Consider the following 17,566-nt stretch of genomic DNA (forward strand, 5'->3'; position numbering starts at 1 on the left):
CGGCGCACCGGCCCATTCTAGGCGCGGGCGCTGTCCGGCCCGGTACGCTGGCCCTGTTCGTGTCCATCCCGACCGGCCGCATCCCTCGACGACTGCGTGCCGGCGCAGTCAGGGAGAGTTCCAGCGGTGACCAATCACATGCAGCCCGACGACCAGCAGTCCCCCGCCACCGAGGCCGCCCCCGCGTCGGCCGAGGCCGCCGAGCCGACCGTGCCCGCCGAGGCCCGGCCCGTCCCCGAGGTCGTCCCCGACGCGCCGGCGCACGGTGATTCGTCGTGGCCCCGACCGTGCCGCCCACCCCGGTGGAGGAGGCCGCCAGGTTCGCCCGGGTGAGCGAGGACGGCCACGTCACGCTGCTGGACGGGCAGGAGGAGCACGCGGTCGGCCAGGTGCCGGACGCGAGCACCGAGGACGCGCTGGCGTACTTCGTGCGCAAGTACGACGACGTGCGCGCCCAGATGGCCCTGTTCGAGCAGCGCATCGCCGCCGGCGCCCCCTCGAGTGAGCTGGGCCGGGCGCTGGGTCAGATGACGACCGCGGTGAACGAGCGCCACATGGTCGGCGACATGGACGCCCTCCGCACCCGCCTGGCGGCCCTGGAGACCCTCCTGGGCGACTACCGCGCCGCGGAACAGGAGGCCCGGCAGGCCGCCCAGGCCGAGCAGCTGGCCACCCGCGAGGCCATCGTCGCCGAGGCCGAGACCTTCGCCCAGACCCCGGCCGAGCGGATGCCCTGGAAGACCGCGTCCAAGCGCATGACGGAGCTGTTCGAGGAGTGGAAGGCCGCCCAGAAGGCCGGTCCGCGTCTGGCCAAGTCGGTCGAGGACGACCTGTGGAAGCGCTTCCGCGGCGCCCGCACCGCGTTCGACAAGACCCGCCGCGCCCACTTCTCCCGGCTGGACGCCGCCTCGGCCGAGGCCAAGCAGGTCAAGGAGCGTCTCATCGCCCGTGCCGAGGAGCTGTCCACCTCCACCGACTGGGGCGTGACCGCCGGCAAGTACCGCGACCTGATGGACGAGTGGAAGCGCGCCCCCCGGGCCTCCCGCAAGGAGGACGACGCCCTCTGGGCCCGCTTCCGCGCCGCCCAGGACGTCTTCTTCGCCGCCCGCAAGGCCGCGAACCAGGAGATCGACCGCGAGTACGGGGCCAACCTGAAGGTGAAGGAGCAGATCCTCGCCGACGGCCAGAAGCTGCTCCCGTTCACGGACGTCAAGGCCGGACGGCGCGCGCTCAACGAGCTGCGCGGGCGGTGGGAGGATGCCGGCCGCGTGCCCCGCGGGGACGTCCGCCGGATGGAGGAGGGCTTCCGCAAGCTCGAGGACGCCCTCAAGCAGGCGGAGAACGAGCACTGGCGCCGCACCGACCCGGAGACCAAGGCCCGCACGAACTCCGCCCTCACGCAGCTCGAGGAGACCATCGCGGGGCTCGAGGCGGATCTCGCCCGGGCCCAGGCCCGGGGCGACCAGCGCGCCGTCAAGAAGGCCCAGGAGGCGCTCGACGCGCGCCTGCAGTGGAAGCAGGCCCTCGAGGCCTCGGCCTCCGAGCTCCGCTGAGCCCCACCCGTCTCGAGCACGCCCCCGCGGCCCGCCTGTCCACAGGCGGCCGCGGGGGCGTCCCCGTCTCTGGCAGGATCCGGGCATGACGACCGTGACGATCGAGGAGACCGCCCCGACCGGGGCACTCGTGCTGGCGGGCGACCCCTTCACGGAGCCGGAGCTGCAGGCGCTCGGCGCGCGGGGCGCCGTGCGGCCGCTGCTGCCCGGGGTGTGGGCGCGGCCGGACGCCGCGGACGATCCCGCGGTCCGGGCCGCTGCCCTGTGGACCCTCGGCGGCCCGCTCCTGGCCGCCGGCTGGACCGCGATCGGCCCGTCGGCGGCCTGGATCCTGGCCGGCGGCGCGGCGCCCGGGCGGCTGCACGCGGCCGTGCCGCACTTCCACCGGCGCCCCGCCGGCGGGGGCCTGCTGCCCTGGACGCTCACGCAGTCGGACGTCGCGGCCGATGCCACGGGCGTCGCCCCCGCCGAGCACGACGTGCTCCGCTTCGGCCCCGTGCGGGTCACGACGCCCGCCCGGACAGTCGAAGACCTGCTGCTCAGCGCCGACCCGGATGCGGCGCGGCGCGCGGCCGCCGTGATCGGCGCCCACGGCGCCGCCGGGCTGCGGGAGCGGCTGGCCCGCCGGACCCGCCGTGCCGGCGTCGTGGCGGCCCGGCGCCGGCTGGGCGCGCTGCTGGCGGCGCTGGACGTCCCCGACTGAGGCCGGGAGGCTCAGGTGCGGTGCACGTCGAAGACGCCGTCGATGCGGCGCACCGCGTCGATCACGTGGCCGAGGAACCGGGGGTCGCCCATCTCGAAGACGAACCGGCTCATCGCCACGCGGTCGCGGGTGGTGTTCACGGAGGCCGAGAGGATGTACACGTGGTTCTCGGAGAGGACCCGTGTGACGTCGGAGAGCAGCGACTTGCGGTCCAGCGCCTCGATCTGGATCTCCACCAGGTAGACGGTGTCCCGCGACGGCGCCCAGCTGACCGGGGTGCGGCGCTCCGGCTCCTGCGCGAGCAGGGTCGCCAGGTTGGGACAGTCGACCCGGTGCACGGAGACCCCGGAGCCGCGGGTGACGAACCCGTCGATGGCGTCCGGCGGCACCGGGTTGCAGCACCGTGCCAGCTTGGCCATGACGCCGCCGTCGCCGTCCACGAGCACGCCGGCGTCGTTGGTGGCCCGCGCGGGGGCGCGCCGCGACTGGGCCGGGACCAGCTCCTGCAGGTGCACCTCGCCGACGGTCAGCTCGCCCTCCGGCTCGGCCTGCGTCGGCGTCGGCGGAGCGAGGCGCTCCGCGACGCGTTCCTGCACGGACTGGGCGGACACGTGGCCGTCGCCGAGGGCCACGAACAGCCCGTCGAGGTCCGCGTAGCCGAGATCCGTGGCCACCTGCACCAGCTCCTCGCCGCCGAGCACCTGCTGCACGGCCATGCCGGCCTTGCGCAGCTGACGGGTCAGCGACTCGCGTCCCCGGTCGGCCTGCTCGTCGCGGCGCTGCGTGGCGAAGTGGTGACGGATCTTGGACCGGGCCCGCGGCGAGACCACGAAGCCCAGCCAGTCCCGGCTCGGGCCCGCGTCCTCGGCGCGCGAGGTGAAGACCTCCACGGTGTCACCGTGGCTCAGCGGCGTGGACAGCGGGACGAGCTTGCCGTTGACCCGGGCACCGATGGTGCGGTGGCCGACGTCGGTGTGGATGGCGTAGGCGAAGTCCACGGGCGTGGAGCCGGCCGGCAGGGTGCGGATCTCCCCCTTCGGCGTGAAGACGTACACCTCGTCCGCCCCGATCTGGGTGCGCAGCGAGGCGAGGAACTCGTCCGGGTCCCGGGTGTCCGCCTGCCAGTCCATCACCGAGCGCAGCCAGGCCGGCGTGGCCTGCACCGGCGCCTGGCCGGCGGCCTGGGCCTTGTACCGCCAGTGCGCGGCGACGCCGTACTCGGCCTGGCGGTGCATCTCCTGCGTGCGGATCTGGATCTCCACCGGCTTGCCGCCCGGCACCATCACCGTGGTGTGCAGGGAGCGGTACATGTTCAGCTTCGGGACCGCGATGTAGTCCTTGAACCGACCCGGGACCGGGTTCCAGCGGGCGTGGATCGCGCCGAGCACGGCGTAGCAGTCACGCACGGAGTCCACGAGCACCCGGATGCCCGTCAGGTCGTGGATGTCGTCGAAGTCCTTCCCGCGCGTCACCATCTTCTGGTAGATCGAGTAGTAGTGCTTCGGCCGTCCGGTGACGGTCGCCCGGATCCGGTGCTCGCGCAGATGATCCTCGATCACGGTGCGCAGCGCCGCGATGTGCTTCTCCCGCTCCGGGTTCCGCTCCCCCACGAGGCGCACGATCTCCGCGTACATCTTGGGCTTGAGGGCGGCGAAGGAGAGGTCCTCGAGCTCCCACTTGACGGTGTTCATGCCGAGCCGGTGGGCCAGCGGGGCGTAGATGTCCAGGGTCTCCTGGGCCTTGCGCGCGCTGGACTCCGGGGAGACGTACCGCCACGTCCGCGCGTTGTGCAGCCGGTCGGCGAGCTTGATGAGCAGGACGTTCACGTCCTGGGCCATCGCGATGACCATCTTGCGCACGGTCTCGGCCTGCGCCGCGGCGCCGTAGGTCACCTTGTCCAGCTTGGTCACGCCGTCCACGAGGAGGGCGACGTCGGAGCCGAAGTCGGCGCGCAGGCGCTCCAGGGAGTAGTCCGTGTCCTCGACGGTGTCGTGCAGCAGGGCCGCCAGGAGGGTCGGGCCGGTCACGCCGATCTCGGCGAGGATCGTGGCGACCGCGACGGGGTGGGTGATGTACGGGTCCCCGGAGCGCCGCATCTGCCCCTCGTGTGCCGCGCGGGCGACCTCGAAGGCGCGGACGATGTCGGCCAGCTCGGTCTTGGTGGCTCGCTGCCGCACCGTGCGCATCAGCGGCTCGAGCAGGGGCGAGTACTCGGTGGCGTGCCGGCCGGTCAGGCGTGCGATCCGGCCGCGGGGCCGGACCGGGACGGGACGGGCCGGGGCGGGAGTGGGGTCCTGCTCGCTCATGGGCCACGCCTCCTGACTCGTGCGGCCCCGACCGCTCCGGCCGGGATGATCGGCGAGTCTACCCGCGCCCGTCCCACCCCGCCCCAGGAAGACCACCGGGGCCGCAGCGGCTCCGTCAGAGCCGTGCGCCGTCGTCCCAGGGGGCGACGTCGGGATCGGTGACCGCCTCTGAGGCACGCTCCCGGGCGGCGCGGGCCGCGGCCCGGGCGTCGTGGTCGCGCACGTCCGGGTCGTTGCGGCGCAGCAGGGCGTACAGCGGCGCCTGGAGGAACAGGGTGGACAGGGTGCCCACGATGATGCCCACGAACAGCGCGAGCGCGATGTCCCGCAGCGTGCCGGCACCGAGCAGCCCCGCGCCGATGAACAGGATCGAGCCGACCGGCAGGATGCCGACGACGGAGGTCGTGATGGACCGGACGAGCGTCTGGTTCACCGCGAGGTTCACGTTCTCGACGAAGGAGCGCTCCGGGTCCTCCTCGGCCCCGATCGTGTTCTCGCGGATCTTGTCGAAGACCACCACGGTGTCGTAGAGCGCGTACGACAGGATCGTGAGGAAGCCGATGATGGCCGACGGCGTGATCTCGAAGCCGGTGGCGCCGTAGATGCCGGCGGTCAGCGCGACCACGTAGAGCATGCCGAGCACGGCGGCCAGGGACATCTTCCAGGTGCGGAAGTACACGGCCATGAACAGGGTCACGAGCACCACGAAGATCACCAGGCCGATCAGGGCCTGCTGCGACACCGCGGCGCCCCAGGTCGGCCCCACGAAGGTCGAGGTCACCTGGTCCTGGCCGACGCCGTAGGCCTCCTGCAGGTTCGCGGCCACGGCTCGGGTCTGGGCGTCGTCGAGCTGCTCGGTCTGGACGCGCACGGTGCCCGGGGCGACGTTCGTGACGGTGGCGTGGCCGTCGGCCAGCACGTCGGTCACGGCGCGCTCGCCCGCGGCCACGTCGGTGGAGGCCGTCTGCGAGACGGTGAACTCGGAGCCGCCCCGGAACTCGATGCCGAGGTTGAAGCCGCCGCGCAGGGCGGTCAGGCCGCCGGCGAGGACGAGCAGCAGGGCGGCGAGGGCGAACCACCACCGCCAGCGCTGGATGAACGGGTAGGAGATGCGGCCCGAGTAGAGGGCGTTGCCCCAGTCGGCGAAGCGGTTCACTGGTCCTCCTCCTGGCGGCGGCGCTCGGCGCGGCGTCGCTCGGCGATCGTCATGGGCGGCGCGGTGCGCGAGCGGCGGCCGCCCCGGGCGGACGTGCCCGCGCGGGGGGCGCCCGTCGCGGCGAGCGGGCGCGGGGCGTCGGCGGCCGCCGCGTCGTCGGCGTCGGCCGGCTCGTCGGAGGCCTCCGCCGGGAGCCCGGTGCGGGGGGCAGTGGCGGGCTCGCGGAAGCGCCCGGCGCCCTGGTACAGGGACGGCCCGCCCAACAGCGACGGGTCCAGTCCGGACATCGGGTGTCCCTCGCCCACGAAGCGGGTCTGGGCCAACAGCACCATGAGCGGGTGGGTGAACATGAACACCACGATCAGGTCGGCGATCGCGGTGAGGCCGAGGGTGAACGCGAAGCCGCGCACGTTGCCGACGGCCACGAAGTACAGCACGACGGCGGCCAGCAGGTTCACGGCCTTGGACGCGGTGATCGTCCGCCGGGCGCGCTTCCAGCCCTCGTGCACGGCGACGGGCACGGTGTGGCCCGCGCGCAGCTCGTCCTTGATGCGTTCGAAGTAGACGATGAACGAGTCCGCCGTCAGACCGATCGCCACGATGAGCCCGGCGATGCCCGCGAGGGACAGGCGGTAGTTGTCCGTCCAGCCCAGGATCGCGATGGTCAGCCACGTCAGCACGCCCGCCACGATGATCGAGGCGAAGGTCAGCAGGCCCAGGGCCCGATACTGGAAGAACTGGTACACGGCCACGAGGCCGAGGCCGATCAGGCCGGCGATCAGGCCCCAGAAGAGCTGGTCCCGGCCGAGCGTGGCGGAGATCTGCTGCTCGGACTCGATCGAGAAGGAGATCGGCAGGGAGCCGTAGTTGAGCTGCTCGGCCAACTGCGCCGTCGTCTGCTCGTTCAGGGTGGGGCCGCTGATCTGCGCGCTGCCGTTGGTGATGACCACGTTGGACTGCGGCGCGGAGATCACGTCCCCGTCCAGCAGGATCGCGAACTGCTTGCGCGGGTCGCCCTCGGGGTACGGGGTGAGCTTCTGGGTGACCTCCGTGAAGGCCTTGGTGCCCTCCTCGTCGAACTCGATGTTGACGACCCACTGGTTGGTGGAGACGCCGCCCTGGGCCTGGGCCATGCCGTTGGACGCGCCCTTGATCTGGGTGCCCGGGATGACCACGGGGCCCAGGATGTACTTCTGGGCCGGCGTGACGGCGCCGTCGGCGAGCTCCTCGGAGGGCTGGCAGGCGACGATCGCCCGGTCGGACGGCGGCGGGGGCGCGGCCGGGTCCCGCGGGGCGGTGCAGTCCGTGGCCTGGAACTCGGCCAGCAGGGCCGGGGTGACCCAGTTCGGGTCGTAGGCGTCCGCCGGCTCCCCGTCGGGCTTCGGCAGCTGGTCTTCTGGCAGGCGCTGGTCCTCGGGGGTGGCCTCCCCTGGGCCGGACTGCAGCACGGGGCGGAACTGCATGTCCGCGGACGCCTGGATCAGGCGGCGGGTCTCCTCGTCCGGGACCCCGGGCAGGGAGACGACCACGTTCTGGGAGCCCTGCGTGGCGACCTCCGCCTCGGCCACGCCGGAGCCGTCCACACGCTGGCGGATGATCTCCACGGCCTGGTCCAGCTGCTCGGGGGTGACGGACTCGCCCGTCGAGGTCTGGGGGGCCAGCACCATCTGCGTGCCGCCCTCGAGGTCGAGGGCGAGCTTGGGAGCCCAGGAGGCCGCGCCGGAGGCCACGCCCCCGCCGAGGATCGCGGCCAGGACCACGAGGAGGGCGGCCAGCCAGGCCAGGGTGCGCCCGGCGGAGCCGGTGGGTGTTCTCTTCGCCATTGCTCAGGTGCTTCCGTCACATTCGAGCGGCCCCGCCAGGCGGGGCCGCGTGTGCAGGGGTGGGTGGGCCTCAGGCCAGGTCGTCGCGGCGCGGACGCGGGTCGGCGTCGTCGGCGCGGTACTCGGTGCCGGGGGCGTCATCCCGACGCGACGGGTCCGTGGTGGGCGCGGCGGCCGTCTCCGGCTCCACGACGGTGGTGACGCCCTGCAGGTGCACGTCCATGCGGGTGCCCGGGGCGGTCTCCAGCGTCACCCGCTGGCCCTCGGTGTCCACGGCCACGACGGTGCCGAAGATGCCGGCGCCCGTCATGACCTCGACGCCTGGGGCGAGGGTGCTGCGCATCTGCGCCTGCTGCTGCTGCATCTTCTTGCCCTTGCGGAAGGAGAGGAAGAGCATCACCGCGAGCAGGGCGAAGGCGATGAGCATGAGCAGGCTGCCGCCACCCCCCTGGGCCTGCTGGGCGATCACGGGCAGGGTCGCGGCGGTGGCGACGGGCATGGGGGACTCCTGATGCTCGGGGTGGGCGGGCCTGTCCAGTGTAGGGGCCCGCCCTGGGCGTCACGGCCCCGGCGTGGCCTCCGGAGCGGCGAGGCCCAGGTGCTCCCAGGCCCCCGGCAGCGCGACGCGGCCACGGGGGGTCCGCGCCACCATGCCCTCGCGGATGAGGAAGGGCTCGGCCACGGTCTCCACGGTCTCGGCCTCCTCCCCCACGGCGGTGGCCAGCGTGCTGAGCCCCACGGGCCCGCCGCCGAACGTGGTGCACAGGGCCGTGAGCACGGACCGGTCGAGCCGGTCCAGGCCGCGCCCGTCGACCTCGTACATGTCCAGGGCGGCGGCGGCGTCGTGCGCGCCGACCTCGGCCAGCCCCTTCACGAGCGCCCAGTCCCGCACGCGGCGCAGCAAGCGGTTGGCGATGCGCGGGGTGCCGCGCGAGCGCCGGGCGATCTGCCGGTACCCCTCCGTGGCCAGCCGCATGTCCAGCAGCAGGGCGGAGCGGCGCAGGACGCGCTCGAGCTCCACCTCGGTGTAGAAGTCCAGATGGCCCGTGAAGCCGAAGCGGTCGCGCAGCGGCCCCGGCAGGAGGCCGGCCCGCGTGGTGGCGCCGACGAGCGTGAAGGGCGGCAGCTCGAGCGGGATCGAGGTGGCGCCGGCGCCCTTGCCCACCACGATGTCCACCCGGAAGTCCTCCATGGCCATGTAGAGCATCTCCTCGGCCGGGCGGGACATCCGGTGGATCTCGTCGAGGAAGAGCACCTCGCCCTCGGTGAGCGAGGACAGGATGGCCGCGAGGTCGCCCGCATGCTGGATCGCGGGGCCGGAGGACAGCCGCAGGGGGGCGTTCATCTCCGCGGCCACGATCATCGCCAGCGTGGTCTTGCCGAGCCCGGGCGGACCGGAGAGCAGGACGTGGTCCGCGGCGCGGTCGCGCAGCCGGGCGGAGGCGAGCATGAGGTCCAGCTGCTCGCGCACGCGCATCTGGCCCACGAACTCGTCCAGGTGCTTGGGGCGCAGCGCGGCCTCGAGCCGACGCTCCTCCGGGTCGACGGCCGCCGCGGACAGCGGCGAGGACTCCGCGCTCATCGCCCGCCTCGCACAGAGCCGGCCATGCCGACGTCGCGCAGGGTGGCACGCAGCAGCGCGGCGACGTCGCGGCCCTCGTCCAGCTCCGGGCGGGCCGCCACGGTGGCCTCGACGGCCTTGAGCGCCTCCTTCTCGGACCAGCCCAGGCCGGCCATCGCCTGCACGACGTCGGCGTGCCAGAGCGCCTCGACGGTCGGCTCGGCGCTCGCCTCGGCCTCCGCCTCGGGCACCGGCTCCCCGGTGGGCGCGAGGCGGCCGGAGAGCTCGACGATGATCTTGCGCGCCATCTTCGGCCCGATGCCGGGCACGCGGGTGAGGGTCTTCTCGTCCTCCTCGGTGACCGCCCGGCGCACGGTCTCGGGGTGGTGGACGGAGAGGATCGCCAGGGCGAGGCGGGGACCCACGCCGTTGGCCGTGATGAGCACCTCGAACACCTCGCGCTCGTCGCGGTCCGCGAAGCCGTAGAGGGTCAGGGCGTCCTCCTTGACCACGAGGTGGGTCTGCACCGCCCCCGGCCGGCCCTCGTGCAGGGTGGCCAGCGTCTGCGGGGTGGCGGAGAACTGCACACCCAGGCCGCCGACGGCGATGACCGCCCGGTCGAGGGCCACGTGCTCGACGGTGCCGCTGAGCGAGGCGATCATGAGGGGCCCTCCTGTCGGGACGGACGGACGCCGGTCGGCGCGGATTCGAACATATCATCGAACGCCGGCCCGGCAGCGGCCTACCGGCGTCGCCCGCCGCCCGCCGAGCGCTCGGCGTCGAGCCAGGCCCGCTGCGCGGCGGTGAGCTGGCCCCGCGGGCGGGCGCGCGCGGGCGCCTTGGCGGCGAACTGCGAGCGCCCCGCCCGGGAGGCGAGGTCCGCGGTGTCGAGGCCGGTCTGGCCGGCGGCCGCGCCGAGGGCGGTGCCGCGCCAGCCGTGGGCGATGGCCAAGGCGAGGGCGTCGGCCGCGTCGGCCGGGCGCGGCGGGGCGTCGAGGCGGAGGATCCGGGTGACCATCGTGGTGACCTGCTCCTTGCCCGCATCGCCGTGTCCGGTGACGGCGGCCTTGACCTCGGAGGGGGTGTGCAGGCCCACGGGGACGCCGGCGCGCGCGGCCGCGGCGATCGCCACGCCCGCGGCCTGGGCCGTGCCCAGCACGGTCGGCGTGTTCGTGTTCGCGAACATGCGCTCGACGGCGGCGCGATCGGGCCGGTGCGCGGCGAGGACCGCGGAGACGGCCTCGTCGATGCGCAGGAGGCGCTGGTCCAGGGGGGCGGTGGGCGGGGTGCCCGTGACCTCGACGTGGACGAGCGCGGCCCGCCGTCGCGCGTCCACGTCCACCACGGCGATCCCGCAGCGGGTGAGCCCCGGGTCCACCCCGAGGATCCGGACGACGTCGGCGGGCCGGCGCGCGCTCAGCGCGATCAGTCCTCGTCGAGCTCGGCGAGGACCTCGGGGGCGATGTCCACGTTCGAGAAGACGTTCTGGACGTCGTCGAGGTCCTCGAGGGCATCGGCCAGCTTGAGGAAGGTGCGGGCGCCCGACGCGTCCAGGTCCACCTTCATGGTGGGGACGAACTCAAGCTCGTCGGACTCGTACTCCACGCCCGCCTCGTCGAGGGCCTTGGCCACGGACTGCAGGTCGGAGGGGTCCGAGAGGATCTCGAAGGAGTCGCCGGAGACGACGACCTCCTCGGCGTCGGCGCCGCCCTCGAGCACGGCCTCGAGCAGGCCGTCCTCGGTGTTGCCCTCGGCGGGCAGGCGCACGAGGCCCTTGCGCTCGAAGAGGAAGGAGACGGAGCCGGAGTCGGCCATGGTGCCGCCGTTGCGGGTGACGGCCGCGCGCACGTCCGCGGCGGCGCGGTTCTTGTTGTCGGTCAGGCACTCGACCAGCAGCGCCGAGCCCTGGGGGCCGCGGACCTCGTACATGATCTCGGCGTAGTCGATGACCTCGCCGGTGAGGCCGGCGCCGCGCTTGACGGCGCGGTCGATGTTGTCGTTGGGCACCGAGGCCTTCTTGGCCTTGGACACGGCCAGGTCGAGGGCGGGGTTGCCGGCGACGTCGGGTCCGCCGGCACGTGCCGCGACCTCGATGTTCTTGATGTACTTCGCGAACGCCTTGGCGCGCCGCGCGTCGATGACGGCCTTCTTGTGCTTGGTGGTCGCCCACTTGGAATGTCCTGCCATCACGCCTCCTCAGGTCTGGATCTCGTCTGCTGGCTCGACCGCCCAGTCTAGCGACGCCCGGTGGGGTGGCGCGGATCACGGCTGACTACACTCGCGCCCATGACCCACACCTCCGCGCCCTCCGTCCTGCCCGCCGACCACCCGCTGGCGACCCCCTCCGACCTGCCCTACGGGCTGCCCGACTTCTCCGCCGTCTCCGACGCGCAGCTGGCCGAGGCCGTGCGCGCGGGGATGGCGGCCCAGCGCGCCGAGGTCGACCAGATCCTCGGGGCGGCCACGGCGCCGACCTTCGAGAACACCGTCCGTGCGCTCGAGCTGTCCGGCCAGCTGCTGCGCCGCTCCGCCGCGATGTTCTTCACGCTCGTCGGCTCGGACGGCACGGATGCGCGGCAGGCCCTGGCCGAGGAGCTCTCCCCCGAGCTCGCGGCCCACGAGGACGCGATCCTGCTGGACCCGCGGCTGGCGGCGCGCGCCGCTTCGATCGACGACGGCGGCCTCACGGGCGAGGACGCCCGCCTGCTGGAGACGCTGCGCCTGCGCCTCTCCCTGGCGGGGGCGGACCTGGACGAGGCCGCGCGCGAGGAGCTGCGCGGGATCAACACGGAGCTGGCGTCCCTCTCGGCCGCCTACACGCGCCGCCTCGTCGCGGACACCGCCGCCCGCGCCGTGCTCGTCACGGACCGCGAGCGCCTGGCCGGTCTGAGCGAGGACGACCTGGCCGCGGCGGCGGGGGCGGCCGCGGCCAGGTCGTCCTCGCTCAGACCGGCCAGGCGCCCGCGCCGTGCTCGTCACGGACCGCGAGCGCCTGGCCGGTCTGAGCGAGGACGACCTGGCCGCGGCGGCGGGGGCGGCCGCCGAGGNGGCGGCCGCCCCCGCCGCCGCGGCCAGGTCGTCCTCGCTCAGACCGGCCAGGCGCTCGCGGTCCGTGACGAGCACGGCGCGGGCGCCTGGCCGGTCTGAGCGAGGACGACCTGGCCGCGGCGGCGGGCCCGTGGCTGCTGACGCTGTCCCTGTTCACGTCGCAGCCGTGGCTGGCGTCCCTGCAGGACGAGGGGATGCGGCGCGAGGTGTTCGAGGCGTCGACGGGCCGGGGCGGGTCCGGGGAGCACGAGACGCTGACGACGGCGATGGCGATGGTGCGGCTGCGGCTGCGCAAGGCGCGGCTGCTGGGGGCGCAGAGCTGGGCCGAGCAGGCGCTGAAGGACCGGGCGGCGCCGTCGACGGCGGCCGTGGAGGAGCTGCTGGCCGCGATGGCGCCGCGGGCGATGGCCAACGCGCGGGCGGACGCGGCGACGGCGGCGGCGCACGCGGGCCGGACGGACGCCGAGGTGGCCCCATGGGACTGGCCGGCGCTGTCCGCGGCGTACGCGCGGGAGGAGTTCGCGGTGGACGCGGACGCCCTGCGCCCGTACTTCGAGCTGGACCGGGTGCTGACCGAGGGCGTGTTCGCGGCGGCGACGGCGCTGTACGGGCTCACGTTCGCCGAGCGCCCGGAGCTGGCGCGGCACCTGTACCGCCCCGGGATCCGGGTGTTCGAGGTGACGGGTGAGGACGGTGCCGGGGTGGGTCTGTTCGTCGCGGACCTGTTCGCGCGGCCGACCAAGTCCGGCGGTGCCTGGATGCACACGGTGCGGGACATGGCGGACGCCCTGGGCGAGCGCCCGGTGGTGTTCACCACGATGAATGTGCCGGCCCCGGCGGCGGGGCGTCCGGCCCTGCTGACGCTGGATGAGGCCACGACGCTGTTCCACGAGTTCGGCCACGCCCTGCACGGGCTGCTGGCCCGGGGCGAGTACGCCTCGCTCACCGGGACGAACGTGCCGCGCGACGTCGTCGAGTTCCCGTCGCAGGTCAACGAGGTGTGGCTGCGCGAGCCGTCCCTGCTGGCCGCGTACGCGCGGCACGTGGAGTCGGGCGAGCCGCTGCCGGCGGGGACGCTGGAGCGGCTCGAGGCGGCGGACCTGTGGGGCGAGGGGCACCGCACGGTCGAGTATTTGGGCGCGGCGCTCGTGGACTGGGCCTGGCACTCGCTGACGGAGGAGACGGTGGACGCCGCCACGGCCGACCCGGCCGCGTTCGAGCGCCGGGTGCTGATCGAGGCGGGCATCGACCCGGACCTGGTGCCTCCGCGCTACGGCACCGGCTACTTCAAGCACATCTTCGGCGGCGGCTATGCGGCCGGGTACTACTCCTATGTGTGGGCCGAGGTGCTGGACGCGGACGCCGTGGAGTGGTTCCGCGAGCACGGCGGGATGACGCGGGAGAACGGCCGCCGGTTCGCGGACGAGCTGCTCTCGCGGGGCGATACGCGTGACCTGCTGGAGTCCTACCGCGCGTTCCGTGGCCGGGACGCCGAGCTCGAGCCGCTGCTGCGCCGTCGGGGGCTGGCGGACGCCGCGGCCTGAGCGCGGTCAGCGCCCCCGGCCGCCGGGGCGGGGGGCGCTGAGCACGGCGCGCAGCCAGCCGCGCACGGTGGTGTCCCACTTGCGCGGGTCCACGTTCTGCTCGCGGGTGTGGCGGGCCTGGTGGAAGCGGACGAACCGCACGAGGTCCGGGTTGCGCTCGGCCAGGTCCTGCGAGGGGCCGACGGGCACGTACTCGTCGTCCTCGGAGTGCAGGATCAGCGTGGGCACACGCACGTGGTCGGCGCGGGTCACCCAGTCCAGGGCCTTGAGGTCCACGGGGGCGGCCAGGCCCGTGATGAACCGGCCGGCCCGGTTGGCCAGCAGCCACTGGCCGAGCAGGCCCACGGCTTCGGGGATCCGGTTGAGCCGGGCCTGGTGGCGCAGCACGTCCACCCAGTCGATGACGGGGCCCGTCAGGACCACGCCGCGCACGTGCGGGGCCAGCGGGGAGCGGTCCACGGTCTGCAGCACCACGGCCCCGCCCATGGACCAGCCGAAGAGGACGACGTCCCGGGCGCCGTGGTCGAGGGCGTAGCGGATGGCCGCCTCGACGTCCTCCCATTCGGTGGTGCCGAGCCCGTAGCGGGCGTCGGCGGCGTCCGGGGCGTCGCCGTCGTTGCGGTAGGAGATCAGCAGCGACGTCATGCCCAGGCGGCGGGCGGTCGGCACGGCGCGGATGCCCTCGTTGCGGCGCGCGCCGCGGCCGTGGACCATCACCGCCCACAGCCCCTCCGCGGGACGGGGTTCGCCGTCCTCGCTGGGGTCCGGCTCGATGCGCCATGCGCGGGCGTGGCCGCCGGGCACCGGCACCTGCACGTCCTCGGCGTCGAGCCCGGCGTCGGCGGGGGTCGGGTAGACGAAGCCGGTGAACCGGCCCCGGGTCGCCGTCGTCAGATCGCCGGAGAAGACCTCCTCGACCGCGCGCTGCACCGTGCCGTCCCGGGGGTCGAAGGAGGTGATCTCCCCGATGCGGGCGCATCCGGCGCCGTCGTCGAACGTGAGGGAGTACTGGCCGGGCACGGTGGTGTACTCGTCGGCCTGCAGGATCACGTCCTGCCCGGCGGGCGTGTCGACGACGGCGAGGATCGGCGTGGACTCGGCGTGGCGGCGCACGGGGGTCACCACGGTGCGGGCGAACACGCCTGCGAGCGCCGAGCTCGCCCCGGCCAGCACGAAGGCGGAGGCCGCGGCGACGCTGAGCACGGGCGGGGCCCAGCGGGCCACCGGGGAGGCCACGGCCACGCCGCCGCGCACCGATCCGGTGACTCCGCGGCGGACCAGGCGGCCCGCTCGGCGGACGCGGGAGTCGCGACCCCCGGCCCGCCGGGCTGCCACGGTGACGGCGGCGGCCAGGGCGGGCGGCAGGTCGGCGGGGTGGGGACCCCCATGACGGCCCCACCCCCGACCCCGCGCGGGACGTCCCCGCTCCCGAGCAGACCCTGGCCGCCCCGGGCGGCGCCCGCCTGACGGACGAGGAGTGGGCCCGACGGCTCACGCCCGAGGAGTTCCAGGTGCTGCGCCGGGCCGGCACGGAACGGCCCTTCACGGGCGAGTACTGGGACTCGCACGTGAAGGGCGTGTACGCGTGCCGGGCGTGCGGATCCGAGCTGTTCCGCTCGGACGAGAAGTTCGACGCGCACTGCGGCTGGCCCTCGTTCTTCGCACCGCTCGCGGAGGACCGGGTGGAGTACCTGAAGGACACCACCCTGGGCATGGAGCGGATCGAGGTGCGGTGCGCGGCGTGCGGCTCCCACATGGGTCACGTCTTCGCGGGCGAGGGCTATGACACCCCCACGGACCTGCGCTACTGCATCAACTCGATCTCGCTGCGCCTGGCCCCCGCCGACGACGCGGCGGCCCCGGACGGGGCGCGCTGATCCGGTGCGGGAGCGCCGTGGCGTCCACGGCGCGCCCCCGCGGCCCGCTGGGCCCCGCGGCCTAGGCTGACGGGCATGAGCGTGATCGGGCCCCGTCGCCTCTCCGCCGCCCCCGGGGCGGTCGAGGCGCCCGTGCCGCCGGGGGTGTTCCGGCGTGCCCTGGCGGACCTGCGCGATGCGCGGCCACGGACCGAGGTGCGGCTGCGGGAGATCCCGGCGCCCGAGGGGCAGGCGCCGTTCGCCGTCGCCCTCGCCGCCGACGTGTGCGACGGGCCGGGCGCGACCGGCGGCGTGCTGGCCACGGGGCGGTTCGTCCTCCTGCACGACCCGGCCCCGGACGCCCGGTGGCCGGGAGGCTTCCGGGCGGTGACATGGATCCGTGCGAGCCTGGAACCGGACGTCGCACTGGACCAGCTGGCCGGCGCCGTCGCGTGGACGTGGCTCGTGGAGGCGCTCGAGCGCCGCCACGCCGAGCACTCCCACGCCGGCGGCACCGCGACGCGCAGCATCGCGGAGGGCTTCGGGACGCTCAGTGCGGCCCCGGACACCACCGACATCGAGCTGCGCGCCTCGTGGACCCCGGCCCCGCGGGACCTCGGCTCGCATCTCGAGGCGTGGTCGGACATGATCTGCGCGTTCGCCGGTCTGCCGCCGGAGCACGCCGCGGACGTCTCCACGGCCGGCCCCTGACCGCGCGCCCGCGCCTCCGGCGCACCGGGCCCCGGCCCGTCCCCGCCCCGACCTCCCCGAACAGGAGCAGCATGACCGACCACGCCTCGAGATGCGAGCCGAGGTCCCGCGGGGCCGGGGTCCACGAGGCGCGCAGCTCGATGTCGGTGGTGTCCGGGGCCGCACTGAGCGTCCCGAANGGAGCAGCATGACCGACGCCCCCGAGACGGCCGCCCCGGACGCGCCCCCGCGGCTGATCGCGACACCGGCCGGTGGAGTCCCCCGGCTCACCGACACCCGCGCGGGTCTGGAGGCCTGCGCCGCGGCGCTCGCCGCGGGGACCGGGCCGGTCGCCGTCGACGCGGAGCGCGCCTCCGGGATCCGGTACGGCCAGCGGGCTATGCTCGTCCAGCTCAAGCGCGAGGGCGCCGGCATCTGGCTCGTCGATCCCGAGGCCCTCGACGGGCTGGCCCCGCTGCAGGAGGCCCTCGCGGGCGTCGAGTGGATCCTGCACGCGGCCAGCCAGGACCTGCCCTGCCTGGCCGAGCAGGGGCTGCGCCCCGATCGGCTGTTCGACACCGAGCTCGCGGCCCGGGTGTCCGGCCTGCCGCGCGTCGGCCTGGCCGCGGTCCTGGAGGAGCTGCTGGGGGTCACCCTCGCCAAGGAGCATTCGGCCGCCGACTGGTCGGTGCGTCCGCTGCCCGAGGCGATGCTCACCTACGCGGCGCTCGACGTCGAGCTGCTCGTCCCGCTGCGCGAGGCCCTGATCGCGCGCCTCGAGGCCGACGGCAAGCTCGCGTGGGCCGAGCAGGAGTTCGAGCACGTGCGCACGGCCCCGCCGCCCACGCCGAAGAAGGACCCCTGGCGCGGCACCTCGGGCTCCCAGACGCTGCGCCGCCCCGTGCAGCGCGCGGTCCTCAAGCGCCTGTGGGAGGCCCGCGAGGACCTCGCCCGCCACCGCGACGTCGCCCCCGGCCGGCTCATCCCGGACCGGTCGATCGTCGCCGCCGCGGCCGCCCAGCCGCGCACCGTCCCCGCCCTGCGCCAGACCTCCGGCTTCCACGGCCGCGCCGCGAGCCGCGAGGCCCCGCGCTGGATCGCCGCGATCCGGGCCGGCGTCGAGGACGCCGAGCGGGACGACGCCCCCGCGGCGCAGATCCGCACCGGGGACGGCCCGCCCCCACCCCGGGCCTGGAAGGACCGGGACCCGGTGGCGGACCGCCGCCTGCGCACGGCCAAGGCCCGCGTCGCCCGACGGGCCGAGCAGCTGGGGATGCCCACCGAGAACCTCCTCACCCCGGACACCCTTCGGCGGATCTGCTGGAC

General features: G+C 74.7%; 15 protein-coding genes and 1 pseudogene. 6 read left to right on the forward strand and 10 right to left on the reverse strand.

Annotated features, from left to right (window positions below):
• The first annotated feature begins 275 nt into the window (after positions 1–275).
• Positions 276–1,553 (forward strand): DUF349 domain-containing protein, encoded by a 1,278-nt coding sequence (locus tag CITRIK5_RS05050; RefSeq protein ID WP_236557140.1) that lies wholly within the window; start codon positions 276–278, stop codon positions 1,551–1,553.
• 85 nt (positions 1,554–1,638) lie between these two features.
• Positions 1,639–2,256, forward strand: coding sequence for a hypothetical protein (locus tag CITRIK5_RS05055; RefSeq protein WP_036380977.1), 618 nt, complete (start codon positions 1,639–1,641; stop codon positions 2,254–2,256).
• Positions 2,257–2,267: 11 nt separating this feature from the next.
• Here CITRIK5_RS05055 and CITRIK5_RS05060 read toward each other — a convergent pair whose 3' ends face one another.
• From CITRIK5_RS05060 to CITRIK5_RS05095, 8 genes are all read right to left on the reverse strand, one after another.
• Complete coding sequence (locus tag CITRIK5_RS05060; RefSeq protein WP_095353339.1) at positions 2,268–4,562, reverse strand: bifunctional (p)ppGpp synthetase/guanosine-3',5'-bis(diphosphate) 3'-pyrophosphohydrolase; 2,295 nt, start codon at positions 4,560–4,562, stop codon at positions 2,268–2,270.
• Between the two features lie 115 nt (positions 4,563–4,677).
• Entirely contained in the window at positions 4,678–5,718 is a 1,041-nt protein-coding gene (secF, locus tag CITRIK5_RS05065) for a protein translocase subunit SecF (RefSeq protein WP_095353338.1), read from the reverse strand.
• Positions 5,715–7,541, reverse strand: a complete 1,827-nt coding sequence (secD, locus tag CITRIK5_RS05070) for a protein translocase subunit SecD (RefSeq protein ID WP_095353337.1) — start codon at positions 7,539–7,541, stop codon at positions 5,715–5,717. Before secD ends, secF begins: the two co-directional genes overlap by 4 nt.
• 70 nt (positions 7,542–7,611) lie before the next feature.
• Positions 7,612–8,040, reverse strand: a complete 429-nt coding sequence (gene yajC / locus CITRIK5_RS05075) for a preprotein translocase subunit YajC (RefSeq protein ID WP_159833185.1) — start codon at positions 8,038–8,040, stop codon at positions 7,612–7,614.
• A gap of 60 nt (positions 8,041–8,100) precedes the next feature.
• Positions 8,101–9,123 carry a Holliday junction branch migration DNA helicase RuvB gene (gene ruvB, locus CITRIK5_RS05080; protein ID WP_036317944.1) on the reverse strand — a complete coding sequence of 341 codons (1,023 nt, stop codon included), beginning with the start codon at positions 9,121–9,123 and terminating at the stop codon, positions 8,101–8,103.
• Positions 9,120–9,764: a Holliday junction branch migration protein RuvA gene (gene ruvA, locus CITRIK5_RS05085; protein WP_036317942.1), complete on the reverse strand. Its 645-nt coding sequence runs from the start codon at positions 9,762–9,764 to the stop codon at positions 9,120–9,122. Before ruvA ends, ruvB begins: the two co-directional genes overlap by 4 nt.
• 80 nt (positions 9,765–9,844) lie before the next feature.
• A complete protein-coding gene (ruvC, locus tag CITRIK5_RS05090) occupies positions 9,845–10,480 on the reverse strand; it encodes a crossover junction endodeoxyribonuclease RuvC (protein ID WP_036317938.1) in 636 nt (211 codons plus the stop codon).
• 47 nt (positions 10,481–10,527) lie between these two features.
• Complete coding sequence (locus tag CITRIK5_RS05095) at positions 10,528–11,289, reverse strand: YebC/PmpR family DNA-binding transcriptional regulator (protein ID WP_036317934.1); 762 nt, start codon at positions 11,287–11,289, stop codon at positions 10,528–10,530.
• Positions 11,290–12,344: 1,055 nt separating this feature from the next.
• On the opposite strand from CITRIK5_RS05095, the gene CITRIK5_RS05105 reads away from it, so the two are divergent.
• A complete protein-coding gene (locus CITRIK5_RS05105) occupies positions 12,345–13,694 on the forward strand; it encodes a M3 family metallopeptidase (RefSeq protein WP_236557141.1) in 1,350 nt (449 codons plus the stop codon).
• Between the two features lie 6 nt (positions 13,695–13,700).
• Here the strand turns inward: CITRIK5_RS05105 and CITRIK5_RS05110 are convergent, their stop codons facing one another.
• Positions 13,701–15,029, reverse strand: coding sequence for an alpha/beta fold hydrolase (locus CITRIK5_RS05110; protein ID WP_080695934.1), 1,329 nt, complete (start codon positions 15,027–15,029; stop codon positions 13,701–13,703).
• Between the two features lie 104 nt (positions 15,030–15,133).
• Here CITRIK5_RS05110 and msrB point away from each other — a divergent pair, with 104 nt between their 5' ends.
• Positions 15,134–15,571: a peptide-methionine (R)-S-oxide reductase MsrB gene (msrB, locus tag CITRIK5_RS05115; RefSeq protein ID WP_070708529.1), complete on the forward strand. Its 438-nt coding sequence runs from the start codon at positions 15,134–15,136 to the stop codon at positions 15,569–15,571.
• 75 nt (positions 15,572–15,646) lie between these two features.
• A complete protein-coding gene (locus CITRIK5_RS05120) occupies positions 15,647–16,261 on the forward strand; it encodes a DUF3000 domain-containing protein (RefSeq protein ID WP_041103656.1) in 615 nt (204 codons plus the stop codon).
• Positions 16,262–16,319: 58 nt separating this feature from the next.
• On the opposite strand, the pseudogene CITRIK5_RS05125 reads toward CITRIK5_RS05120, so the two are convergent.
• Positions 16,320–16,439, reverse strand: a pseudogene (locus tag CITRIK5_RS05125) (DUF3000 family protein); the annotation flags it as partial.
• Positions 16,440–16,448: 9 nt separating this feature from the next.
• Between CITRIK5_RS05125 and CITRIK5_RS05130 the strand changes: the two are divergent.
• On the forward strand, positions 16,449–17,566 hold a 1,118-nt coding region (locus CITRIK5_RS05130), incomplete at its 3' end, for an HRDC domain-containing protein (RefSeq protein WP_159833715.1).

This window comes from Micrococcus sp. 116, from assembly GCF_902506395.1.
Lineage (GTDB): Bacteria > Actinomycetota > Actinomycetes > Actinomycetales > Micrococcaceae > Micrococcus > Micrococcus luteus.

Bases quoted from the DNA above. Each gene is read 5' to 3' on its own strand.
- CITRIK5_RS05055 (WP_036380977.1), top strand. From the start codon at position 1,639: ATGACGACCGTGACGATCGAGGAGACCGCCCCGACCGGGGCACTCGTG.
- CITRIK5_RS05060 (WP_095353339.1), bottom strand. From the start codon at position 4,562: ATGAGCGAGCAGGACCCCACTCCCGCCCCGGCCCGTCCCGTCCCGGTC.
- secD (WP_095353337.1), bottom strand. From the start codon at position 7,541: ATGGCGAAGAGAACACCCACCGGCTCCGCCGGGCGCACCCTGGCCTGG.
- yajC (WP_159833185.1), bottom strand. From the start codon at position 8,040: ATGCCCGTCGCCACCGCCGCGACCCTGCCCGTGATCGCCCAGCAGGCC.
- ruvB (WP_036317944.1), bottom strand. From the start codon at position 9,123: ATGAGCGCGGAGTCCTCGCCGCTGTCCGCGGCGGCCGTCGACCCGGAG.
- ruvA (WP_036317942.1), bottom strand. From the start codon at position 9,764: ATGATCGCCTCGCTCAGCGGCACCGTCGAGCACGTGGCCCTCGACCGG.
- CITRIK5_RS05095 (WP_036317934.1), bottom strand. From the start codon at position 11,289: ATGGCAGGACATTCCAAGTGGGCGACCACCAAGCACAAGAAGGCCGTC.
- CITRIK5_RS05105 (WP_236557141.1), top strand. From the start codon at position 12,345: ATGCGGCGCGAGGTGTTCGAGGCGTCGACGGGCCGGGGCGGGTCCGGG.
- CITRIK5_RS05120 (WP_041103656.1), top strand. From the start codon at position 15,647: ATGAGCGTGATCGGGCCCCGTCGCCTCTCCGCCGCCCCCGGGGCGGTC.